We start from the raw sequence: 22,379 nt of genomic DNA, 5'->3' as shown, positions 1-22,379 counted from the left end.
CTAACCTGCCCTGAACGGCAGCGCGTACGGACGTCAGGCACAGCACGGCCAGGAGGCGTGGCATGCGGATCCCGGGCCCCGAACCCCGCGCGGACGGCGGCGTCGGCGCTGTCACGGCGGCGGGCGGGCTGCATCTCTACCAGTTGCAGCTGCATGACACCTACGGCCCGGTCGTACGGTTCCAGCTGCCCGGCGGGGAGATGGCCGTGTCCGTGGCCGACCCCGTCCTGCTGGAGGCCACGGCCCACCTCGACGAACGGCCGCCGCGGCTGTTCGAGTTCCTGGCGCCGCTGTGCGAGGCGGAGAACCTCCAGGTGCTCCCGGCCGACGAACACGCCCCGTGGCGGCGGCTGCTGCTGTCGGTGTTCGCCGGACGCCCCTCCCACGAGCGGCACTTCGCGCGGTTCACCGCGCTGGCGACACGACTCGCCGACGACTGGGCGGCGCGGGCCGACCGCGGCCCCGTACCGCTCCAGAAGGACCTCACCGCGCTGACGCTGCGCATGATCTGCCAGTACGCGCTGGGCGGCGCCGCCACCGAACCCGACCGCGTCATCGCCGCGTTCGAGGAGGTCCTGACCGAGTACCTGGGGCGCCTCTACCACGTGCCGCTGCCCGGCACACGGGCCGAGCGCGCCGAGCGGGCCGAGCGCGCCCTTGCCTACCTCCGGGCGACGGTGGACGAGGTCGTCGCCGCGCACGCCTCCGGCGGCGACCGGGAAGACCGGGCGGACCGGGCGGACCGGGCGGACCGGGAAGACCAGGCGGACCGGGAAGACCAGGCGGACCGGGAAGACCGGAGCGATCTGATCGGGGCGCTCGTGCGGGACGGCGCGTCCCCCGCGCGCATCCGCGACACCGTCATGGTGACGCTGCTCGCCGCCCACCACACCACCGGTGTCGCCGTCTCCTGGACCCTCCATCTGCTGGGCCGCCACCCGGAGGTGGCCGAGCGCGTCGCCGACGAGCTGGACGCCGTGCTCGGCGCCCGCGCGGCGCCCTCGTACGCCGACATGCGGCGCCTCGGCTACCTGGAGATGGTGCTCAAGGAGTCGATGCGGCTCTACCCGCCGGGCCCGTACGGCGCGCGCGTCACCACCGGCGCCCTGACGCTCGGCGACTACGAGATCCCCGCCGGGACCACGGTGTTCTACCCGTTCTGGGCCGTGCACCTGAACCCGGAGTACTGGCCCGAGCCCCAGGAGTTCCGGCCCGAGCGGTTCACCCCCGAGGAGGCGGCCGGGCGGCCCCGGCTCGCGTACGTTCCGTTCGGGCTCGGGCCGCGCGCCTGCGAGGGCGCCCAACTGGCGATGGTCGAGGCCGAGTTGATCCTGGCCGTGCTGCTCAGGCGCTTCCGCTTCCGGCCCGTCCCGGGGCACGACGTCACCCCCGTCGAGCGCTTCGTGCTCTGGGCCGCCGACGACATCCCCATGACGCTCAGCCCTCGGCTTCCGGCGCGGCAGGGCTGAGGGCCGGGGGGCCGTCGGGCCCCGGTACGGGGGGTTCGCGGATGGCGGGGTACCGCGACCGCCCCGCCGCCGGTGTCGACCTGCGGGTCCTGCCCCGCCCGGTCCTCGTCCTCGTCATCGGGTTCTGGGGCGGCCCGTACGTCGTCGAGGGCGCCGCGGGCCGCCAGTCGCCGCGCGGGCTCGTTGCGGCGGTGCCGCCCACGCGCTGCTCGGTGTTCCCCGCGCGAACTGGGCGCCGCCGCCACCGGCACCGACGACCTCGGCCGCCACACGCGGGTCATGGACATCGGTGGCGGCGACCCCGAAGGGGCTGGCCCAGGCAGAGGAGCCCCGGCGAGGCCTCCCGAGCGGCGACGGCGGCTCGTCTCGGGGGCCGTGGGGTGGCACTGGGACGGGCCGGGCGTGACAGGAGGTCACCCCGTGCCGAGTCGCACCGGCAGTTCCCGCACGCTGTTGCTGACGAAGGACGGCAGCGGCACCAGTTCGGTCGGCGCGACGGCGAGCGCCATGCGCGGGAAGCGCGCGAACAGGGCGGGGAGCGCGACCCGGGCCTCGAGGCGGGCCAGCGACGCGCCGAGGCAGAAGTGCGGCCCGAACCCGAACGACAGGTGCCTCGGCGTGGGCCGGTCGAGGTCGAACTCGGCGGCGTCGGGCCCGAATTCCTCGGGGTCGCGCCCGGCCGCCGCGTACGAGGCCAGGATGGCCGCGCCGCGCGGGATCACCACGTCACCGACGGCGATGTCGTCCAGGGCGTAGCGCAGCGGGAAGTGCGCGACGGGCGGGTCCCAGCGGAGGGTCTCCTCGATCACGGCGCTCCAGGGCCGCCGCCCGCCGGTGACGGCGGCGCGCTGGTCGGGGTGGGTGAGGAGGGCCCTGGTCGCGTTGGTGATCAGGTTGAGGGTGGTGCCGTGGCCCGCGACCAGCATCAGGATCAGGGTGCCCACCACCTCCCGCTCCGTGAGCCGGTCGTCGGCCTCGCGTGCGGCGATCAACTGGCTGGTGAGGTCCTTCCGGGGCCGGGCGCGGCGCTCGGCGACGAGGTCGGCGAGCAGGGCGCGCAGGCGCCGCTGGGTGGCCAGGGTCTCCTCCGGTGTGGTGGCGCTGCTGGTGACGCTGGCGGACAGGCTCCGGAACTCGTCGAAGCGGTCCACTGGTACGCCGAGGAGGTCACCGATAACCGTCATGGGCAGGGGGTAGGCGAAGTGGCGGCGCAGGTCCACGGGGGCGGAGGCCTGGCCGGGCGCGCGCCCGCCGTCATGGCCGTCTTCGCCGCCTTGGCGGTGCTCGTGCCCGAGACTGTGTGCGGCGAGGGCGTCCAGGAGGCGGCCCGTGGTCGCCTCGATGGCGGGCCGGAGCGCTGCGACGCGGCGCGGTGTGAGGGCCTGGGTGACGAGGTCGCGCAGGCGGCGGTGGTCCGCGCCGTCGGCGGTGGTCATGCCGCGGTTGGTGACGAAGTCGATCAGCGGCCAGCCCTCGGGGACGGCGCCCTCGCGCAGCGCGGGCCAGTGCTCCGGGTCCTTGGCGACGCGCGGGTCCGCGAGCAGGTCGCGCAGCAGGCGGTGCCGGGTGACGACCCAGGCGGGCACGGAGCCGGGCAGTTCCACACGGACGGCGGGGCCGAGCGCGCGGAGCCGCTGGTTCTCGCCGTGGACGTCGGTCGCGTTCGTGTCGAGGCGGAGGAGGGGGGTGGGGGGCGTCATGGGGGTGCGGTCGTCCACGGGTCACCTCTGCGCGAGTGGTCCGGGGCTGTCGGGAGGCGCGGCGGCTCGGTCCGGTGGGGCGGAGCCTAGAGCCCCCGGCGGTCCCGGTGAAGAGCACCGGCGGTGCTCCCCCGCGGTGGCGCGGGCGGCCCGACGGACAGGGCGTGGCGGAACACCCCGCGCGGGTCCCAGCGGGCCTTGACCGCACTCAGGCGGGCGTGGTTCGCCCCGTAGTAGAGGGTCTCCCAGGGCGTGCCCGAGATGTTCCAGCGCGGGTCGGCGAGGTCGGTGTCCGGGTAGTTGACGAAGGCCCCGTCGGCGGTCCCGCCCGGCACGGGCACGCCGCCGGTGTCGGCGAACAGGTCGTGGTAGCACGCGCGGATCCAGGCCAGGTACGCGGACCGCTGGCCTGGGCGGACCCAGGAGGCCAGGCACGACAGCATGAGCACGCTGTCGCGGTGCGGCATCGCCGTCGCCTCCGGCGGCAGTGCGTTGACGGCGCCGCCGTAGGTGTTCAGGACGACGCTTCCGTTGACCACGTCGGTGTCGGTGCGGGTGAGGTGGTGGTACGTCGCGGCGATCTGGCGGTCGGTGAAGCGGCGGCGCAGGAACGCCGACTTGATCTTGATGTGCCACTCCCCCACCGGCTCGCCGGAACCGCGCAGCGCCGCCGTCAGCCAGGGCAGGCGTGCGGTCCTGAGCGTGCCGGGACGGCCGACGCCCGCGCTCAGCGCCCCGAGGAAGCCGTCCAGGAGGCGCCGGTCCTCGCCCGGCACGGCCGCGACCTGGCCGAACAGCAGGTGCGCCCCGGCCGCGCGGCGGGCCAGCGCGAACTCGGCGTAGAGGGCGGCGGCCGGATCGTCGGCCGCCGCGTGCCGCTCCGCCCACCGGCCGTGGTTGCGCACCAGGCGGCCGAAGCGGTCCTCGCCCATCCCCCGCCAGCTCCACTGGGCGGTGAAGGTGAGCGCAGTCCTGGCGGGGACCGGCAGCATCCGGCCCGGGTCGGTGTGCCGGTCGGCCCCGGGGGAGCGGAACCACATGCGGGTGACGACGCCGAAGGTGCCGCCTCCGCCGCCGGTGTGCGCCCACCACAGCTCGCGGTGCGGGTCGTCCTCCTCCCGGCTGGCCACCACCGCCCGCGCCCGCCCAGCGCGGTCCACCACGACGACCTCCACGGCGTACAGGTAGTCGCTGACGAGGCCGAACAGGCGGCACAGCGGCCCGTATCCGCCGCCCGGGACGTGGCCGCCCGCCCCGACCTCGCCGTGGTACCCGGCCGGAAGTGTCACGCCCCAGCCGAGGTGGAGCGCCCGGTAGACCTCGCCGAGCGTCGCCCCGGCCTCCACCACGAACGCCCCGCGCCGCTCGTCGAACGCCACCTGCCGCATCAGCGACATGTCGATGACGGCGGTGACGGACGGGTGGTCGACGAAGTCCTCGAAGCAGTGGCCGCCGCTGCGGACCGCGAGCCGCCTGCCGTCGCGCACCGCCTCCCGCACCGCCCGCACCACGTGCCGCGTCGAGCCGACCAGGTAGACGCACTCGGGTGTCCCCCGGAACCGGTTGCTCGCCCCGCGCGCCACCAGGTGCCCGTAGCGCGGATCGCCCCGGGTCACCCGCACGAGCCCCGGCGGCCGTCGCGCCGGGCCGCCGTCGCTCCCGGGCGCCGCGCGGGCCGTCGGCGCGGCCAGGGGAAGAGCCGTCCCCGCGAGCGCGGCGGCGCGCAGCACGGCCCGTCGAGCGTGGTCGTTCCCGGCACCCATGGCGGCCTCCTAAGACGGCGGAACACGGTGGCGCCCGTCCGACGGTAGGCAGCGGCGGCGCCCGGGGCAGACCGGCTACGGCGAGGGTCCGGGGTGTACCCGGCGCCACCCCGCCGCGGGCCGCGCCCACCGGGCGGGGCGTGATCACCGCCGCGTACGGCCTGCCGTAAGGTATCGACGCCCCACCGCACTTCCGTACGAAACCGGAGCAAGTTCCGTGTCCCCGTCCCTCCAGCCGGTCCTGGACCGCATCGCCGCCGAGGTCCGGTCCCTGCCGGGCCGGGGCCGCCCCGCCGACTACATCCCCGCCCTGGCGTCGGCGGACCCCGGGCGCTTCGGGATGGCCGTCGCCGAACTCGACGGCACGGTGTACGGGGTCGGGGACTGGCGGGTGCCGTTCTCGACGCAGTCCATCACCAAGGTGTTCACACTGGCGCTGGCCCTGTCGCTGGAGGGCGACCCGCTGTGGGAGCACGTGGGCCGCGAGCCGTCCGGCAACCCGTTCAACTCCCTGGTGCAGCTGGAGTACGAGAACGGCATCCCGCGCAACCCGTTCATCAACGCCGGTGCCCTCGTCGTCACCGACCGCCTCCAGACCCTGACCGGTGACGCGGCGGGCACCCTGCGCTCCTTCCTGCGCGCCGAGTCCGGCAACCCCGGCCTGGACGTCGACGAGCGGGTCGCCGACTCCGAGTCCGCGCACGGCGACCGCAACGCGGCCCTGGCCCACTTCATGGCGTCGTACGGCAACATCGCCAACCCGGTGCCCACGCTGCTGCGGCAGTACTTCCGGCAGTGCTCGATCGAGGCCTCCTGCGCCGACCTCGCCGTGGCCACCGGGTTCCTCGCCCGCCACGGCATACGGTCCGACGGCTCCACGCTGCTCACCCGCAGCCAGGCCAAGCAGGTCAACGCGGTCATGCTGACCTGCGGCACCTACGACGCCGCAGGTGACTTCGCCTACCGGGTGGGCCTGCCCGGCAAGAGCGGCGTCGGCGGCGGCATCATCGCCGTCGTCCCCGGCCGCTGCACGGTGTGCGTGTGGAGCCCCGGCCTCGACCAGCGGGGCAACTCGGTGGCGGGCGTCGCCGCGCTCGACCGCTTCACCACGCTGACCGGCCTGTCGGTCTTCTAGGCGCCGCCGACGCCCCGAACCCTCGTGCCGTGCGCCGGGGTCGGGCGGAACGTCCCGTTACGGGGCGCGGGGGCGCGTTCGGGCGCTGGCGTGGGTTCGTCACGTCCTGTACGACCCGTGACGGATCCGTCCCCGTCCGGTGGCGGCACCTCCCTCGGAGCGACTGTTGGCAGTGCGGCGCACCCGGCCCCTCCCGCTCGGCGGCCACCCCGCTCAGGCCCTGCGCTTCGCCGCCGTCGTGGCGGCGTACTACGGCGCGGGCCGCTGCGGGCTGCTCCTCGAAGTGGTACGCGGACAGGTCACCCCGCTGTGGCCGCCCACCGGCATCGCGGTGGCCGCGCTCCTGCTGTGGGGGTTGCGCCTGTGGCCCGCGGTCGCGCTCGGCGCGGTCCTCGTCAACTGGCCGTACGGTCCTTCGCTGTGGGCGCTCGCCGGGATCTCCACGGGCAACACGCTCGCCCCGGTGTGCGCCGTCCTGCTGCTGCGGCGGGTCTGCTTCAGCGCGGCGCTCGGGGCGCTGCGCGACGCGCTGTCCCTGGTGTTCCTGGGGGCGCTGACCGGCATGCTGGTCAGCGCCACCGTCGGCACCGCCGTCCTGGCGGGCGCCGACGCGCTGCGCCCGGGCCGGTTCTGGGCGACCTGGTCGGTGTGGTGGACGGGCGACGCGATGGGGGTGCTGCTCGTGACGCCGCTGCTCCTGGTGCTGTTCGGCAGCCCGTGGCCGCGGCGGATCCCCGCGCCGCGCTGGGCGGAGGCGGCGGCGCTCGCGGCGGCCACGGCCGCGGTCACGCTGCTCGCCACGCGGACGCCGCTGAACCTGCCGTTCCTGGTCTTCCCCGTGCTCATCTGGGCCGCCTACCGCTTCCAGGTCGTCGGCGGCGTGGCGTGCGCGCTGCTGATGTCGGTGCTCGCCGTACCCGCGGCCGACGCGGGCACCGGTCCCTTCGCGGGCCACGACGTCCCCGTACGCATGCTGATCCTCCAGGCGCTGAACGGGTCCGCCGCACTGACCTCCCTGGTCCTCGCCACGGTCGTGGCGCAGCGCGACCGCGGCCACGAGGAGATCGCCCGGGTCTGCGTCCAGCTCTCGGAGCTGATCGGGCAGTTGACGCTCCTCAAGGGTGCCCCCACGCTGCCCGCGCCCGCGCCCCGGGAGCCGCCGGTCGCGCCCCGGTCGCACGGCGGGCCCGGGTGAGGCCGCGCCCCGGCCTCGGCCTCAGGTGAGCAGTGCCGCTGCCGCCGCCAGCAGGTCCTCGTTGTGCCCGGTGACGTCGCGCCTGGTCAGCGCGTGCAGCGCGTCGGCCCGGACGCCCAGGTCCTCCAGGGGGACGTCCACGTTGCCGCGGGCGCGGGTGGCGCGGCGCAGGGCGACGCGGAAGCCCGCGCCCCGGGCAGCTCGCCGAGGAGTTCCGGCAGCCAGACGCGCAGCAGCTCGTGGGTCCACACGTTGGCGCCGCCCGCGCCGGTGCGGGGCGCGGTGCCGAGGACGGGGCCGAGGCCGTTGTCCTGGAACCCGGCGGCGAAGACGTCCGCCGCGGAGTACGACAGCGCGTCGACGATCAGCACCTTCGGGCCGGTGTGCCGCGGCAGCCCGGCGGCGATCGCCTCGGGGTCGGTGAGCGGGAACCCCTGCGAGTACACCTCGCCGGTCTCCACGGCGGCGCGGATGGAGCTGGTCCAGGCGCGCAGGCCCGGGTTGGCGCGGGCGAGGGCGAGCGCGGCGCGGTTGGTCGACAGGGAGAAGCTGACCGGCGTGACGGGTGTCCCGCTCAGCACCTGGAGGGCGGACTCGGCGGCCGGGACGTGGCCGCCGGGGTTGCCGCGGACGTCCACGATGAGGCCGCGCGCGGGGGCGCGCGCCACGATCCGGGCCACGTCCTCGGCGAACCGCCGTGCTCCGGCGACGTTGAACGAGAACACCCGCAGATAGCCGTACGTGCGGCCGCCGACGCGCACGGTCCGGTGGTCCAGGGCGCCGCGTCCGGCGCGGGCGGCCGGTCCGCGCGCCGGTGTACGGGCGAACAGGGCGCGCTTGATCTGCCGGGTGGTCTCGCTCCCGGCGTCGATGCCGAGGCCGGTGGCGAGCGTGGGCACGGGGTCCTGGGCGCGGCCCGCGTGCTGTTCGGCGGTGCGCACCCGCCAGGGGACGCGGGTCTCGCGGCGGCGGCCGCCACGGGTGCGGTAGGCGAGGTCCACGTGGAGTTCGTCGGGCGGCGGTCCGGTCCGCAGGGGGCGCAGGGTCAGGGACTCGAGTCCGCGTGCGAGGCGCGCGTCGAGGTGGAGCCCGCCTGCGCGGCGGCGTGGCGTTCGACGGCCCGCTCGATGGGGACGCCGTTCCAGGCGCGGAGTTCGGCGCCGACGTCGAAGCCCGCGTGCGCCAGCGACCGGTCGATCTTGGTGACGATGTGGTGCGGGGTCCCGTCGGGGTCGGTGTACCGCTCGACGAGGAAGCCGAGGGTCGCCACGTGCCCGCGGTAGGGGTCGGGCAGCTGGTAGACGGTGTGCAGGTCGCGCACGTCCCGGAAGACGGCGGCGAGTTCGGCGTGGAACTGCAGCTCGCTGAGGGGTTCCAGGCGCCGCTCGAACAGGCGCAGCCGCTGCACGGGGTCGATGGCGTGCATGGCCCGCTTCAGCGGCAGGTGGACGTACAGCTCCTCCAGCAGGACGCGGGCGGCGGCCACCAGGCGGTAGCGGTCCGCGAGCGGCAGCGGGTCGGCGTCCACCTGCCGCAGGAACGCGTCGAGCCCCGTGGACCCGGGCAGGGTCCTGGCGGGTTCGCCGAGGGTGGGGCTCACCGGTAGTAGTCCTTGAGGTGCTTCAGCCGCGCCGGTCCGCCGCGGGCCACGGCGGCGAAGTACGCGGCGTCGTGGGCCAGCGGGTCGAGGCGCGGGACGACCAGGTCCAGCGGAACTTCCCCGGCGGCGGCGAAGGCTCCGGTGTCGCCCTCGGGCATGTCGCCGAACAGGGCGAGCGGCGCCTGGGGGTCGTCGAGCGGTCCGCCCCAGTCGGCGAGCGCGTCCTGCGCGGCGCGCCAGGCGGCGACCGGGTCGCGGCGGACCTTCTCCAGGGCGCGCTTGACGCCGGGCCAGTCGAGGGTGGCGTCGGTACGGCCCGGCTGGCGCACGGCGACGCGGCGGCGCTGCCCGGCCACGGTGAGCGCGTCGGTGTCGCCCGCCCCGGCGGCGGCCATCAGGGACGGCGTGCCGTAGAAGGGGCGGCCGCGCACCAGAACGAGGCGGATGTGCCGCTCGGTCGCGTCGATGAGGTTGCGGTACGGGTCCTTCGCCGGGGCGTGGCGTTCGAGGACGAGCAGGTCGGCGGCGCCGCCCCGCTGGATGCGGCCCACCTGGGGGCCCCAGGCGGTGGCGAGGGCGTCGCCGGGGTTGGCGGTGACCATGTCGCACAGGTCGCGGTCGCTGAACCGCCCGTCGAGTTCGTGGCGGTTGACGGCGTCGGCGACCTTCAGCTCGCCGAGCACGTGCTTGGTGCCGGACGGCGACCAGTCGGAGCCGAGCGCGATGCGCAGGCCCTTCTTGTCGGCCTCGACGACGTCCGTGGTCTCGTGGTACAGCCAGTAGTTGGAGAACGGCGACCACACGAGGGTCGCCTTCTCGTCGGGGCTGATCGCGGTCACGGCGCGCTGCCACTTGGCGAAGTCCGCGGCGGTGAGGGCGGTGCCGTGCACGCCGATCAGGCCCGGCTTCAGACAGGGCTCCAGGTCGTCGAACTCGCGGTGCACGAGGGAGCCCTGGCGGCCCTCGGCGACGTGGTAGATCAGCACGCGGGTGCCGTCGAGCTTGGGCGCCCGGTCGTCGCGCAGCACCTCGGGGTCGAGTTGGAGGGCCGCGGTCATCACCATGTCGGTGCCCGCGGGCAGCTTCTCGGTGTCAATGATCCGCAGCAGCCAGCCGTCGACGGGGCGGGTGGACAGCGGGGCGCCCTGGATGGCCGTGGTTCCACCGATGAGGGCCTTGACCTCCACGTACTTCAGCAGGGCCTCGGGCGCGGCCTGGCCGAGCACCTTCGCGGGCCAGGTCACCGAGGTCGCGTAGTCGGGCGGCTTGCGCTCGCCGACCCAGCGGTCGTGGTGCTGGTAGGGCACGCCGACCGCCTCCCACAGCGGCAGCGTGTTGTACAGCAGGTGGTTGTGCAGGTCGATGAGGCCGGGCAGGATCAGCGCGCCGGTGTCGAGGCGCGGCGCGGCGGCGAACCCGGCGGGCGCCGCCCGCCCTGGCTCGCGGACCGCGGCTATGCGGCCGTCGTCGCCGACGTACACGACTCCCGGATCGAGGACGCGGTGGTCGCTGTCGCAGGTGACGACCGTGCCTTCGAGGACGAGCGCCATCAGCCCGGCGCCTTCCACATCAGGGTGTGCCCGTCGTCCGGTCTGGGCCGGGTCACGGAGTTCTGGGCGTCGCCGGGCCGTGCGCGCACCCAGGCGTCGTCGCCGAGGAAGTCCGGTGCGCCGAAGGGCAGGTCACGGCGCGGGACGGGGGCGTAGTCGGACTCCTGGAACGCGGTGCCGTAGGCGGGCCCGGTGTTGTCGCCGTCGTCGTCCGGCGTGACGACGGCGCGCAGCCGGATCACGGCGGCGCGCCAGGCGTCGAGCAGCGCCGTCTCGTCGTGGCTGGAGGGGTGCGGCACCTCTTCGAGGGGCACATCGGGGCGGCCGGTCCACTGGCGCACCGCCTCCCGCGCCATGAACCCCATGGCGACCACCGCCTCCAGGGACGCGTCGGTCGCCCGGTCGTAGACCGCGTTGCGCCACCGGGCCTGTTCGGGGTCGGCGAGGCGGCCCTTCATCGCGAGGGCCTGGCCGGGGTGGACCGCGTACGCCCAGGCGTTGAGGCAGACGTAGGAGCGGGTCAGGCCGAGCTTGCCGAGGAAGCCCTGGACGCGCTGGCCCGCGTTGCCCACGAGGCTGCGCCCGGCGACACGCTCGGTCGGGCCGGGGTCCGACGCGACGATCAGGACCCGGGCCGAGCCGTCGAGGCGCCCCCGGTAGAAGACCGGACCCCAGTCGAACCAGAACGCCGCCTTGTCGGGCGGGTCGGGCACCTGGGCAAGGAGCGCGGCGAACTGGTCCGTCGGCCCCCGGTCGAATGCGGGCATGATCCCTGCCTCCTCACCGGTCGCCTGGCGCACGCGGTGGGCCGCGCGGCCCGGGGACGGGCGTCTCGGGGGCAGCGGGGCGGCGGGGCGCCGTGGCCTCGGGGTCGGGGCCTGGTGGCCGTAGCCGGTGTTCGATTCAGTGGATCACTCCGGCGCGGCGGCCGCAAACGGAGGCGCTGGGAGCCGTGGGTCCGCCTCCGCCGCCCGTGTGGCCTTCTCCACCGCGCGCGCCAGCCGGTCCCTGGCCTCGATCTGCGCGGCGATGCGCGCGTCGATGACGGCCAGGCGCTCCCGGGCGAGCCGCAGGGCCGTGGGGGACGGCGGTGCCGCGGCGACATCGCCGTCCAGGCAGGCCGCGAAGTAGCGGACGTCGGCGAGGGTGTACCCGGCGTCGAGCAGATAGCGGATGTTGCGTACGCGGACGGCGGCGCGCTCGTCGTAGTCGCGGTAGCCGTTGCCGGCCCGCGCCGACGCGATCAGGCCCTCCTGCTCGTAGTGGCGCAGCGCGCGCGGTGTCGTGCCCGTCGCCTTCGCCAGCTCGCCGATCCGCACCGGCCTCACCTCCCCCGCCCGTTCTATCAGGCGGTGTGGTGAGGCCGGTGCGGGCGGGGGCCGCCGTCCGGTCAGGCTCAGGCTCAGATTCAGGTTCAGGTTCAGGCGAGGACCAGGCCGCCGTCGACGGGCAGCACCACGCCCGTCACGAACGAGGCGTCCGGTGCGGCGAGTTCGGCGATGGCCCAGGCCACCTCCTCGGGGCGTCCCCTGCGTCCCGTCGGGGTGTGGCTGACCTGCCAGTCCTTGACGGCGGCCGCGGCCTCGTCGGACAGGCCCTGGTGCTGGGCGATCGGGGTCTCGACCGCCCCGGGCGCGACGGCCACCACGCGGACGCCGCGCGGCGCGTAGGCCACCGCCCAGCTGCGGGTGAGCAGTTCGAGGGCCGCCTTGGTCGCGGCGTACGGCGCGGTCCCCGGCCAGGGCCAGCCGCGCTGGCCGACCGACGTGGTGACGTTGACGACGACGCCGCCGGTCCGCTCCAGGTGCGGCAGGGCCGCCTGGGTGAGGAGCAGGGGCGCCACGAGGTTGGTCGCGAGGAGCGGGTCGAGGTCGCCTTTGGTGTGTGTGCCGTCGGCCGCGCGGGCGCCGCCGACGACGGCGGCGTTGTTGACCAGGACGTCGAGGCGGCCGTGGCGGGCGAGGGCGTGCCGCACGATGTCGTCGGGGGCGCCGTCGGCGGTGATGTCGGCGGCGTACGGGGTGATGGTGTCGTGCCCCTGGGCCGTCTCGGCCAGCGGCTCCGGGCGCCGCCCGACGGCGACCACGCGGGCGCCGCGCGCGGCGAAGGCCCGCGCGGTGGCCCGCCCGATGCCCGTGCCTGCTCCGGTGACGATGACGACCCGCTGGGCGGGGACGGGGCTGGTGGGGTGGGGCCGTTCCGTGGTGCTCGTGTCGGTGGTGCTCGTGTACGCGGTGCTCGTGTCGGTGCCGCCCGCGTACGGGGTCCTCGTGTCGGTGGCGCTCGTGTGCGTGCCGTGCGTGTCGGTGCTGTTCGTGTCGGTGCTGTTCGTGTCCCTGCTGTTCATGGGGGAGTCTGAAACCCTGCCGCCAGCGTCAAGGTCAAGCGCCCGACGCGTGCCCTGGTCGGAGCCCTGCCCTGACCAGGGGGCTCAGCGCGTCGGCGCGGCCACGGCTCAGCGGCGGCCGGTAGCCAAACCGGGGGCGCGGGCCGTAGCGTCTGCCCGTCTCAGGCACGACAGATCAAGGGGTAGGTCCGTGGGGGCGAGGTACGGGAAGGCCGCGAGCGCGCTGGCCGTGGGGGTGCTGCTCGTGTCCGGGTGCGGCGCGGGGACGACGCGGACGAGCGCCCGAACGCGCGGGGGTCCGCGTCGGCGGAGGCGCCACCGTCGTCGCCGGGGGCGGCGCCTTCCGGCACGCCCCCCGCGCCGACCCGTCCGACGGCACCGCCGCTGACGGCCGCGCAGCTCAAGGACCTGCTGCTGACCGAGGACGAGGCGCGCCGGGCCGGGAGCGTCGAGCGCACGACGGTGCAGAGCCCGGTCCCGCCGTACGCCCCGGGGGCCCGGATGGCGGGCGCGGACTGCCAGGGGGTCTTCGAGGCGCTCGTGGCGCGCGGGTCGTCGGCGTGGGTGATCCAGGACTTCTGGTGGATGGGCAGCCGCTGGGCGGGCCGGACCTGGCTGGCCTCGTACGCGGAGGCCGACGCCGAGCGGCGGTTCCAGCGGCTCAGGGACGGGCTCACGACGTGCCGGGCGCTGCGCGGCACGACCCCCGAGGGCCAGCTGGACTCCCGCGTCAGCGGCGTGCGGCGGCCCGCGCTGGGCGACGAGGCCGTCTCCTTCGCGCTGAGCATGACCGGCAAGGACGGCGCGGTCCTGACCGACCACACCTACCTGGTCCGCGTCGGCCCGCTCCTCGTGGGCGTCAGCGACCGCAACCGCCCGGGCACCCCCCGCTTCCCGCTGGATCACGTGGCCGACCGGCAGCTCGCCCGCGTCGAGGACGCGCCGCGCACCTGACCCGTCGGCCGCGCGCCTGGCACGTCGGCCGCACACCAGACCCATCGGCCGCACCCCTGGCGCGTCGGCCGCCCGGCGGTCCGATCGGTGCCGTCGGGGGCGGGCGGCACACAGGACGCGAATTGCCGCTTCCGCAAGCCCATTTGTCGTTCCGGCACACATGGCGGCACCTTGGGGCGCGGAGGTGGTCACCGTGACCCGACAGAGTCAGCTCAGCGAGGACGAGCGGTACGACGTGGTGATCGTCGGCGGCGGCCCGGCGGGCCTGAGCGCGGCGCTCCTGCTGGGGCGCGCCCGGCGCTCGGTCCTGGTGGTCGACAGCGGGGAGCCCCGCAACGCGCCCGCCGCGCACCTGCATGCCTTCCTCTCCCGGGACGGGCTCCCGCCGGGGCGGCTGCTGGAGGCGGGGCGGCGCGAAGTGGCCGGATACGGCGGCGTGTTCCGCGACGGCCGGGCGGTGTCCGCGGGGCGGGACGGCGGCGGGTTCACCGTCGCGCTCGACGGCGGCGGCACCGTGCGGGCCCGGCGGCTGCTGGTGGCCGGTGGCGTCACCGACGAGCTGCCCGACGTCCCGGGGCTGCGGGAGCGCTGGGGGCGCGACGTGCTGCACTGCCCGTACTGCCACGGCTGGGAGGTGCGCGACGAGGCCATCGGCGTCCTGGCCACCGGGCCGACGAGCGTGCACCAGGCCCTGCTGTTCCGCCAGTGGACGGACCACGTGACCCTGCTGGCGCACACCGGGCCGCGCCCCACCGGCGAGGAGGCCGAACAGCTGGCCGCGCGGGACATCGCGGTGGTGACCGGCGAGGTGACCGGTCTCGAGGTCGCCGACGACCGTCTCACCGCGGTCCGTCTGGGCACCGGCGGGCGGGTGCCGCTGCGCGCCCTCGCCGTGGCGCCGCGGGCGGTTCCGCGCGCGGAGGTCCTGGCGTGCCTCGGCGTCGAGCCCACGCCGCACCCGCGCGGCATCGGCGCGTACATCGCCGCCGACGCCACCGGCCGCACGGCGGTGCCGGGCGTGTGGGTCGCGGGCAACCTCGCCGATCCGGTGATGCAGGTGCTCGCGGCGGCCGCGTCCGGCGCCACCGCGGCGGGAGCGATCAACGCCGACCTCGTCGCCGAGGACACCCGGCGCGCCGTGCGCGACCGCGCCGACCCGTTCTCGGCGCAGACGGAGGCCCGCGTCTGCGAGCGGGTCCTGGGCCACCGGCGGCACGGCCTGTGACCTGCCGCGGGTACACCGCCCGAACATGATGCAGACCACATCGATCAGGGCCATTGGTCCCGGTTGCCGACGGCGTGGATGAGAAGGAGAACAGAGGCAGGAGAAAAAGAGCAGGACCAGACAGCTCAGAACAGAACCGGGTGGCCGGACGGTGCGCCCGGAAGCGTAAGGAGGCCCCATGACCCGCGCCATCGCCGTCGGAGTGGACGGATCCGCCGAGAGCCTGGCCGCGGCCGACTGGGCGGCGCGCGAGGCCGTGCTGCGGGACACGCCGCTGCACGTCGTGCACGCCTGGCAGTGGCAGGCCCTCGACGTGCCGGTCACCCAGGAGAAGGAGCAGCAGGCCGAGGCCGCGGACGGTGTGCTGCGCGAGGCCGTCACCCGGGTGACCGGGCGGCACCCGAACCTCACGGTGACCTCAGAGGTCGTGCACGACACGGCGGTCGCCGCCCTCGCCCGGGCGGCCGAGCAGGCCGGGACACTGGTCCTCGGCACCCGCGGGCACGGGGCCCTGATGGGGTTCCTGCTCGGGTCCGTGGGCCAGCAGGTGATCGCCGACGCCGCCTGCCCGGTGGTGTCCGTGCGGGCCGGTACGGGCACGGGGGCGCAGGACGTGACGGGCGACGTGGTGGTGGGCCAGCACGGCGACGCGACGGACGGCGAGGCCGTCCTCGGCTACGCCTTCGAGGCCGCGGCGGCGCGGGGCGCGGGCGTGCGCGCGGTCAGGGCGTGGGCCCTGCCGCCGCTGTACGCCTACTCGCCCGGTTCGCTCCGCATCGCGGACGAGGCGGGCGGACTCGAACCGTACGAGAAGGAGGCGCTGAGCGCCGCGCTCGCGCCGTGGCGCGAGCGGTACCCGGACGTGCCGGTGACCGAGCACGTCGAGATCGGCAGCGCGGGCCAGGTCCTGTTGGCGACGGCGACCGACGCGCGGCTGCTGGTCGTGGGCCGCCGGACGCGCCGCTCCCCCATCGGCACCCGCATCGGCTCGGTCGCGCACGCGGCGCTCCACCACGCGCCGTGCCCGGTGGCGGTCATTCCGCAGGAGTGACCGCCACCTAGAGTGATCCGCGAAGTGATCCATAGCGTGACCCATAGAGTGACGCGTGGAGCGATCCGTGGAGCGATCCGCCTCAGCGTGAGCGTCGCCCCGTGCCGAGTCCGGCGCGGGGCGTTCGGCTGCCTCGGCTCGTCCGACCTGGCGTCACCTCGCGTCGTCGTACCTCGTCTTGTCCTGAAAGGGAGTTCCTCTTGTCCATGCACGCACGGTCTCTGCGTACGTTGTCCTCGGCCGCCGCGGCGGGCACCGCGGCGGTGGTCTGCCTCACGGGGACGGCGGCGGCGCACCCGGCAGCGCCCGGCAGCGGGCGCGCCGCCGTCAGCGCGCCCGCGACCGCGGCGACCGTCATCACGGAGGGGCAGGTCAAGGAGGCTCCGGCGGGCGGGGTCATCCGGTACCCGAGCGTCACCAGCTGTCTGACCGTCACGGTCCATCTGCGCGGGGGCGGCGCGGTCGGCGCGCACGCGAGCCTCTTCCAGGTGCCGGGCGAGCTGCGCTCGGATCAGATCCTGGCCCGGGCCAAGAGCGTGACCGGCGCCCGCGCGGTGGCGTCGGTGGAGGTCCAGGGCGCGGTCGGCGCCTGGCATCCGAGCTACTTCGGCAAGGCCATCGAGAGCTACGGCGACGGGGAGCAGGTCCCCGTACCCGAGGGCCAGGACGTCCCGGGTCTGGCGGCGGCCGTCGCGCGGGGCCTGGGCGTGGCGCCGGACACCGTGACGGTGACGGACGTGCCCGACGGCGACCAGGTGGTCCCGCTCCCCCGCGCCTGACGCCGCCTCGGACCGCCCCGGCAGGCGCCCGGCCGCTCACGCACTGGCGTACGGCGCCCAGGAGCCCAGCGCGAAGCCGCCGCCGCGCGCGGTCACGTGGAGGGCGCCGCCCGCTCCGAAGTGGGCGGGGAACAGCAACTCCCGCTCGTCGGCGGCGCGTTGGAGGACGCGGCGGCGGCTGGCGGCGGCCTGGGCGGGGTCGAGGCAGTAGCAGCTGTTGTGGTCGGGGTGGAGGATCTGCGTGGGGCTGTGCAGCAGGTCCCCCACGAACACGGCCCTGTCCGTGCCCGACTTGAGCCGGACGACGCTGGAGCCCGGGGTGTGGCCGGGGGCGGGTTCGAGGGTGAGGTGCTCGTCGATGCGGTGGGCGTCCCGCCACAGGACGGCCTGACCGGCGCGGTGGATGGGCGCGACGCTGTCCTCGTGGATCAGGCGCACGTGGGGGTCGGGGCCGCCGCCTCCCGTCGCTCCGTAGTGGTTCTCCGGGCCGTAGTAGTGGTCGTCGGCGGCGGGGATGAGGTACCGCGCGCGGGGAACGTGGGCACCCACTCCCCGTTCTCGTCGCGGGTGTTCCAGCCGACGTGGTCGAAGTGCAGATGCGTGTTGACGACGACGTCCACGTCCTCGGGGCGCACCCCGGCGGCGGCGAGACGGCCCAGGAAGTCCCCGACCAGTGGTCGAACTGGGGGAACGCGGGCCGGGTCCGCCCGTTGCCGGTGCTGGTGTCGATCAGCACGGTCCGTCCCGCGCTGCGCAGCACCCACGTCTGGAGCGTGAGCTGCATGGTGCCGTCGCCCGGGTCCCAGTGCTGGGGCACCAGCCAGTCGGCGTTGTCCCGCCAGGTGGCCGCCGGGATCCCCGGCAGGAACGACGCCGCGGGCTCGAAGGGCCCCCGCCACTCCACGACGCGGATGACCTCCACGTCGCCCAGCGTGATCCGGTCCGTGCCGCACACTGTCATGCCCCGACTGTAGCCGCCCCGGCCCGCTCGGCCCCGTGGCGGATCGGCGGCATGCACACCGCACCGGTGGGCACTCGTGCCGCGCATGATCCCGGGACGCGCACCCGCGGCACGCCCAGGGCATCGCCACACATCCACACAGTCACGTAGCCACATCGCTATCGCTTCATAGCCACATCACTCCATGGCTCCATAGCCACATAGCCACATAGCCAAGCGGACGCCTGACCCCGCGGACAGGAGAGCGCCATGCCCGTAGCCACCTACTGCCTCGTCGCCGTGGACTGCCCCGATCCCCCCGCGCTCGCGGGCTTCTACGCGGGCCTGCTCGGCGGTGAGATCAAGCAGTACAACGAGGACTGGTACGACCTGTACGCGCCGGGCGGGCACCGCATCGCCTTCCAGCGGGCGCCGGACCACCGGCCGCCGCGGTGGCCGCGCGGCGACGACAACTCCCAGCAGCTCCACCTGGACTTCCACGTCACCGACATGGCGGCGGCCGAGAGCCAGGCCCTGGCACTGGGCGCGATGCCGCTGGACCTCGACGATCGCGGCGGCGAGCGGGGCTTCCGGGTGTACGCGGACCCGGCGGGACACCCCTTCTGCCTGTGCCGCGCCTGACGCGCCCCCGCGCCGCGCCACACGAGAGGCCCCCCATGGCGTACCTGGCGCACCGGAAGTCGCTCCGCACGCTCGCGGAACTCCTCGCCTGGTGGGTGGCGCTGACCGCGCTGTGGCTGGTCCTGGTCAGCGCCGTCGACGCCCTGGAGGCCGCGGTGGGCGCGGGCTGCGCCCTCGCGGGCGCCGTGGCGGCGACGGCGGCGCGCGGCGCGGCGGGCACGCGGTGAACGCGTGGCTGGGGTGCGGGGCGGCGCTGCTGGCCCTCGGCGTGCCGCCCGTCCTGTGGGGCGCGGCGTCGGGCCCGCTGCCCCGGCGGATACTCGCGCAGAACGCGGGCGGCACCGTCGTCGCCCTCGCCGTCCTGCTCCTCGCCCAGGGCTACGGCCGCCCCTCGTACATCGACCTCTCCCTGGTCCTGGCGCTGCTCGGCCCCGTCGGGACGCTCGTGTGCGTCCGGCTGCTCGCCGAGGACCTGGCGCCGGGCCCGCCGCGCGCCGCCACCGCCGTCACGGCCGGGTGCGTCACGGGGTCGGTGGTGGTGACGGCCGCCGTCTGCGCGGCCACGGCCCCCGGCAGGGCCACGGTCAAGCTCGCCACGACCGGGGCGCTGGTGGCGCTCGGCAACGTGATCGCCGCGCGGGCGCTGTCCGCGCGCCTGGTGGAGGCCGAGGACGAGTCCGGCGGCCGGGTGGGCCCGGGCGACGGCCCTGGGCAGCGGGCCTGCCCCTGCCCCGGCGGACAGCGCACGGGGACAGCGACGGACGGTGAAGCGGCCATGGACGGCCATAGACGGCCACGGACGGCCATGGACGGCCATGGACGGGGGGACGCGATGAGCGACGACCTCGGGGGCAGTGGATGAACGACGACCTCGGGACCAGCGGATGAGCGACGACATCGTGATCGCCGTGTGCCTGCTGCTCGTCGCCGCGTCGGCGACCGTGGCGGTCGCGGTGCGCGAACCGGCCCGGCAGGCGCTGGTCCTCTCCGTGCTCGGGCTGTGTCTGGCCGCCCTGTTCACGGTGCTCCAGGCGCCGGACGTGGCCCTGTCGCAGCTCGCGGTGGGGTCGGTCCTGACGCCGCTGCTCATCCTGCTGACGGTGCGCAAGGTCAGACGGCGACGGCGGCCCCCGGCGCGGGACCGGGCCGAGCCATGAGCGGCCGGGTGCGGCGCTGGGTGCTGGTGCTCGGCGCGCTCGGCCTGGCCGCGCTGTTCGTCGGGGCGGCGCTGCGGCTGCCCGCCTTCGGCGGCGAGCGCCACCCCTACGGCGAGCGGGCCACCGCCGCCGCTCTCGCCCGGCGCACCGCGAACGCCGTGTCGTCCGTCACCTTCGACCAGCGTGCCTTCGACACCCTCGGCGAGGAGTCCATCCTGTTCGCGGCCGTGCTCGGCACCGTCGTCCTGCTGCGCCAGGCCCGGGACGAGGACCGGGCGCCGCCGGGCCTTGCCGGTGTGGACCCCTGGGTGCGGCGCTACGCGCTGGCCCTGCTGCCGGTCGTCCTGGTGGTGGGCCTGTACGTCGTCGCCCACGGGCAGCTCAGCCCCGGCGGCGGCTTCCAGGGCGGCGTCGTCGTGGCGACGGCCGTGCACCTGCTCTACGCGGGCGTGGGCTACCGGGCCCTGGAGCGGATCCGCCCGATGGGCCTGTACGAGGCCGGTGACGCGGTCGGCGAGGCGGCCTACCTGCTGGTCGGCGTGGCCGGGCTGCTCGGCGGCACGGCGTTCCTCGCCAACACGCTCCTGCCGTACGGCACGTTCAACACGCTCGCCTCCGGCGGCACCGTCCCGCTGCTCAACCTGGCGGTGGGCATCGAGGTGGCCAGCGCGGTCGTCGTCCTGCTGTCCCGCTTCCTCGACCAGACCGTCGAGATCACGGACGAGGCGCCCGGCACACGGAGGGCGGGCCCGCGATGATGGCCGTCCTGCCCTACCTCGCCGCCGGGTGGATCTTCCTGGTCGGCTGCTACGGCCTCGCCACCAGCCGCCATCTGGTGCACGCCGTGGGCTGCCTGACGGTCTGCCAGTCCTCGACGTACGTGCTGCTGCTGGCCGTCGGCTACCGCGCCGGGGGCACCGCACCCGTCCACTCCGACGTGCCGCCGCGCTCGCGTCCCCTGGTCGACCCGGTCGTGCAGGCGCTGGCGCTCACCGACGTGGTGGTGGGCGCGACGGTGACCGCGCTGCTGCTCGCCCTGGTGGTGCAGGTCGCCAAGCGGCACGGCACGGCCGACCCCGACGAGCTGTCCGAGCTGCGCGGATGAGCGGGCTGCTGCCGCTGGTCGTGGCGCTGCCGCTGCTGGGGGCCGCGCTGCTCGTGGCGCTGGGCCGCCGGTTGCCGCGCGCCGCCGCCGAGGCCGTCGCCGGGGCGGTGGCGGCGGCCAGCGCGGTGCTGTCCGCGCTGCTGCTGGCGCACGCGTCGCCCGGCGCGTCGGAGTGGGTCGGCGGCTGGGATCCGGTGCGCGGCCACAGCGTCGGCATCGTCCTGGTCGGCGACGTGCCGGGCACCGCGCTCGCCACGCTCGTCTGCGCCCTGACGGTGTGCGTCCTCGGCTACTCCTGGCGCTACTTCGACGAGGTGCCGCACCGTCAGGCGGGCACGTTCCCCGCCCTGGTGCTGCTCTTCCAGGCCGGTATGTGCGGCTTCGCACTGACCGGCGACCTCTTCAACGCCTTCGTTTTCTTCGAGCTGATGAGCGTCGTCGCGTACGCGTTGACGGGCTACCGCGTGGAGGATCCGGCGGCCGTGCAGGGGGCGCTCACGTTCGGCGTGGTCAACTCCCTGGGCGCGTACGCCACGTTGCTGGGCATCACGCTGCTGTACGCCCGCACCGGCCAGTTGGAGATGCGGCGGATCGGGGACGCGCTCGACGCGGCGCGCGAGCCGGACGCGCTGGTCCTGTGCGCCTTCGTGCTGGTGCTTGCCGGGCTGCTGGTGAAGGCGGCGGCCGTGCCCTTCCACTTCTGGCTGCCCGACGCCCACGCCGTGGCGCCGACGCCCGTGTGCATGCTGCTGTCCGGGGTGATGGTGGAACTCGGCGCGTACGGCGTGTGGCGGGTGCACGCCACCGTGTTCGCCGGTCCCGGCGGGCTGCCCGCCGCGGACGTCACCCGCTGCCTGGTCGCCCTGGGCACGGTCACGGCGCTGCTCGGCGCGGTGATGTGCTGGCAGCAGCACCATCTGAAGCGGCTGCTCGCCTACTCGACCGTCGCGCACACCGGCCTCTTCCTCGTGGGGATCGGCCTGCTGCGCCCGGAGTCCACGGCCGGTGCGGCCCTGTACGTGGTGGGGCACGCGGGCGCCAAGGCCGCCCTGTTCGCCTGCACCGGCATCCTGCTGGACCGCTACGGCAGCGTGGACGAGCACGAACTCCACGGCCGGGCCCGGGAGTTGCGCCTCCTCGCCGTCCTGTACGGAGTGGCGGGCACCGCCCTCGCGGGTCTGCCGCCGTTCGGTACGGCGCTGGGCAAAGGGGCGGTGGAGGAGGCCGGAGGCGTCGCGACGACGGCGCTGTGCGTGGCCGTGTCGGCGCTCACCGGCGGGGCGGTGCTGCGCGCGGCGGCCCGCGTGTTCCTCGGCGCGGGCCCCCGCCCCAAGGGGCCGTCGCCCCTGGACACGGACCCCGCCCACGAGGAACCCGAGACGCCCCGACCGCTCCGGCGGGTCCCCGCCACCATGCTGGCCGTCCCGGGCGCCCTCCTGGTGGGCGCGCTGGCCGCGGGCCTCGCCCCCGCCGTCGCGTCCGGGGCTGGCGGTGCCTTCGGCGCCCCCGAAGGCACCGCGCCGCACTGGGCTCCGGCGGCCGTCGTGACCGGCGGGCTGTCCGTGGGGCTCGCGGCGGCGTGCGCGGCCCTGGCGGTGCGGCGGCGCACGGCCGGGGAGCCGTACGCCTGGCTCGCCCCGCTGCGGCGCCTCCACTCGGGCCACATCGGGGACTACGTGGCCTGGTTCGTGGCGGGCACGGCGGTGCTGGGGGCGCTGGCACTGCCGGGGGTGGGGGCACGGCTCTAGGGAGACCTGAGGTCATCCG

Annotated in this window: 22 protein-coding genes and 1 pseudogene; 14 read left to right on the top strand and 9 right to left on the bottom strand. The window is 75.6% G+C overall.

Annotated elements, in window-relative coordinates; translation table 11 throughout:
* Window positions 1-62 precede the first annotated feature (62 nt).
* Window positions 63-1,469 (top strand): cytochrome P450, encoded by a 1,407-nt coding sequence (locus ACOBQU_RS36760; protein WP_423633476.1) that lies wholly within the window; start codon window positions 63-65, stop codon window positions 1,467-1,469.
* Between the two features lie 413 nt (window positions 1,470-1,882).
* Here the strand turns inward: ACOBQU_RS36760 and ACOBQU_RS36755 are convergent, their stop codons facing one another.
* The gene (locus ACOBQU_RS36755) at window positions 1,883-3,169 is read right to left on the bottom strand and encodes a cytochrome P450 family protein (protein ID WP_423633474.1); all 1,287 of its coding nucleotides are present in this window, start codon (window positions 3,167-3,169) and stop codon (window positions 1,883-1,885) included.
* An 86-nt stretch (window positions 3,170-3,255) separates the two neighbouring features.
* Window positions 3,256-4,932: an FAD-binding protein gene (locus ACOBQU_RS36750; protein ID WP_423633472.1), complete on the bottom strand. Its 1,677-nt coding sequence runs from the start codon at window positions 4,930-4,932 to the stop codon at window positions 3,256-3,258.
* 217 nt (window positions 4,933-5,149) lie between these two features.
* Here ACOBQU_RS36750 and ACOBQU_RS36745 point away from each other — a divergent pair, with 217 nt between their 5' ends.
* Entirely contained in the window at window positions 5,150-6,067 is a 918-nt protein-coding gene (locus ACOBQU_RS36745; RefSeq protein WP_423633470.1) for a glutaminase, read from the top strand.
* Window positions 6,068-6,239: 172 nt separating this feature from the next.
* Window positions 6,240-7,262, top strand: a complete 1,023-nt coding sequence (locus tag ACOBQU_RS36740; RefSeq protein ID WP_423634958.1) for an MASE1 domain-containing protein — start codon at window positions 6,240-6,242, stop codon at window positions 7,260-7,262.
* A gap of 86 nt (window positions 7,263-7,348) precedes the next feature.
* On the opposite strand, the gene ACOBQU_RS36735 is transcribed toward ACOBQU_RS36740, so the two are convergent.
* The 6 genes from ACOBQU_RS36735 to ACOBQU_RS36710 form a co-directional block, all read right to left on the bottom strand.
* Window positions 7,349-8,263: a S41 family peptidase gene (locus ACOBQU_RS36735; protein ID WP_423633468.1), complete on the bottom strand. Its 915-nt coding sequence runs from the start codon at window positions 8,261-8,263 to the stop codon at window positions 7,349-7,351.
* 44 nt (window positions 8,264-8,307) lie between these two features.
* Window positions 8,308-8,862 carry a hypothetical protein gene (locus ACOBQU_RS36730; RefSeq protein ID WP_423633467.1) on the bottom strand — a complete coding sequence of 185 codons (555 nt, stop codon included), beginning with the start codon at window positions 8,860-8,862 and terminating at the stop codon, window positions 8,308-8,310.
* Window positions 8,859-10,412: an amidohydrolase family protein gene (locus ACOBQU_RS36725; protein ID WP_423633465.1), complete on the bottom strand. Its 1,554-nt coding sequence runs from the start codon at window positions 10,410-10,412 to the stop codon at window positions 8,859-8,861. Before ACOBQU_RS36725 ends, ACOBQU_RS36730 begins: the two co-directional genes overlap by 4 nt.
* The gene (locus tag ACOBQU_RS36720) at window positions 10,412-11,179 is read right to left on the bottom strand and encodes a hypothetical protein (RefSeq protein ID WP_423633463.1); all 768 of its coding nucleotides are present in this window, start codon (window positions 11,177-11,179) and stop codon (window positions 10,412-10,414) included. Before ACOBQU_RS36720 ends, ACOBQU_RS36725 begins: the two co-directional genes overlap by 1 nt.
* A 144-nt stretch (window positions 11,180-11,323) precedes the next feature.
* Window positions 11,324-11,731, bottom strand: a complete 408-nt coding sequence (locus ACOBQU_RS36715; RefSeq protein WP_423633461.1) for a MerR family transcriptional regulator — start codon at window positions 11,729-11,731, stop codon at window positions 11,324-11,326.
* A gap of 101 nt (window positions 11,732-11,832) precedes the next feature.
* A complete protein-coding gene (locus ACOBQU_RS36710; protein ID WP_423633459.1) occupies window positions 11,833-12,759 on the bottom strand; it encodes an SDR family NAD(P)-dependent oxidoreductase in 927 nt (308 codons plus the stop codon).
* Window positions 12,760-13,011: 252 nt separating this feature from the next.
* Here ACOBQU_RS36710 and ACOBQU_RS36705 point away from each other — a divergent pair, with 252 nt between their 5' ends.
* The 4 genes from ACOBQU_RS36705 to ACOBQU_RS36690 all read left to right on the top strand — a co-directional run bounded on the left by ACOBQU_RS36705 (window position 13,012) and on the right by ACOBQU_RS36690 (window position 16,768).
* Entirely contained in the window at window positions 13,012-13,713 is a 702-nt protein-coding gene (locus ACOBQU_RS36705; RefSeq protein ID WP_423633457.1) for a hypothetical protein, read from the top strand.
* Window positions 13,714-13,873: 160 nt separating this feature from the next.
* Window positions 13,874-14,938, top strand: a complete 1,065-nt coding sequence (locus ACOBQU_RS36700) for an NAD(P)/FAD-dependent oxidoreductase (RefSeq protein ID WP_423633456.1) — start codon at window positions 13,874-13,876, stop codon at window positions 14,936-14,938.
* 178 nt (window positions 14,939-15,116) lie between these two features.
* Window positions 15,117-15,989, top strand: coding sequence for a universal stress protein (locus ACOBQU_RS36695; RefSeq protein ID WP_423633454.1), 873 nt, complete (start codon window positions 15,117-15,119; stop codon window positions 15,987-15,989).
* Between the two features lie 206 nt (window positions 15,990-16,195).
* Window positions 16,196-16,768: a hypothetical protein gene (locus ACOBQU_RS36690; protein WP_423633452.1), complete on the top strand. Its 573-nt coding sequence runs from the start codon at window positions 16,196-16,198 to the stop codon at window positions 16,766-16,768.
* 36 nt (window positions 16,769-16,804) lie between these two features.
* Here the strand turns inward: ACOBQU_RS36690 and ACOBQU_RS36685 are convergent.
* A pseudogene (locus ACOBQU_RS36685) lies at window positions 16,805-17,729 on the bottom strand (MBL fold metallo-hydrolase).
* A gap of 249 nt (window positions 17,730-17,978) precedes the next feature.
* Here ACOBQU_RS36685 and ACOBQU_RS36680 point away from each other — a divergent pair.
* Genes ACOBQU_RS36680 through ACOBQU_RS36650 form a run of 7 tightly spaced genes read left to right on the top strand, consistent with a single transcriptional unit; the run spans window position 17,979 to window position 22,360 of the window.
* On the top strand, window positions 17,979-18,350 hold the full coding sequence (locus ACOBQU_RS36680; RefSeq protein WP_423633450.1) for a VOC family protein: 372 nt from the start codon (window positions 17,979-17,981) through the stop codon (window positions 18,348-18,350).
* Between the two features lie 35 nt (window positions 18,351-18,385).
* The gene (locus tag ACOBQU_RS36675; protein ID WP_423633448.1) at window positions 18,386-18,577 is read left to right on the top strand and encodes a hypothetical protein; all 192 of its coding nucleotides are present in this window, start codon (window positions 18,386-18,388) and stop codon (window positions 18,575-18,577) included.
* Entirely contained in the window at window positions 18,574-19,212 is a 639-nt protein-coding gene (locus ACOBQU_RS36670; protein ID WP_423633446.1) for a monovalent cation/H+ antiporter complex subunit F, read from the top strand. Before ACOBQU_RS36675 ends, ACOBQU_RS36670 begins: the two co-directional genes overlap by 4 nt.
* A 22-nt stretch (window positions 19,213-19,234) precedes the next feature.
* Entirely contained in the window at window positions 19,235-19,507 is a 273-nt protein-coding gene (locus tag ACOBQU_RS36665) for a Na(+)/H(+) antiporter subunit B (RefSeq protein ID WP_423633444.1), read from the top strand.
* A complete protein-coding gene (locus ACOBQU_RS36660) occupies window positions 19,504-20,265 on the top strand; it encodes an MnhB domain-containing protein (protein ID WP_423633443.1) in 762 nt (253 codons plus the stop codon). Before ACOBQU_RS36665 ends, ACOBQU_RS36660 begins: the two co-directional genes overlap by 4 nt.
* Window positions 20,262-20,612, top strand: a complete 351-nt coding sequence (locus ACOBQU_RS36655; RefSeq protein WP_423633441.1) for a sodium:proton antiporter — start codon at window positions 20,262-20,264, stop codon at window positions 20,610-20,612. The genes ACOBQU_RS36660 and ACOBQU_RS36655 overlap by 4 nt, the downstream gene beginning before the upstream one ends.
* Window positions 20,609-22,360 carry a complex I subunit 5 family protein gene (locus tag ACOBQU_RS36650; RefSeq protein ID WP_423633440.1) on the top strand — a complete coding sequence of 584 codons (1,752 nt, stop codon included), beginning with the start codon at window positions 20,609-20,611 and terminating at the stop codon, window positions 22,358-22,360. The genes ACOBQU_RS36655 and ACOBQU_RS36650 overlap by 4 nt, the downstream gene beginning before the upstream one ends.
* Window positions 22,361-22,379 lie beyond the last annotated feature (19 nt).

The organism is Streptomyces sp. G45 (assembly GCF_049542095.1).
Classification (GTDB): Bacteria; Actinomycetota; Actinomycetes; order Streptomycetales; family Streptomycetaceae; genus Streptomyces.
The sequence above is the reverse complement of the archived record's forward strand: the minus strand, read 5'-3'. Positions and strand labels throughout refer to the sequence as shown.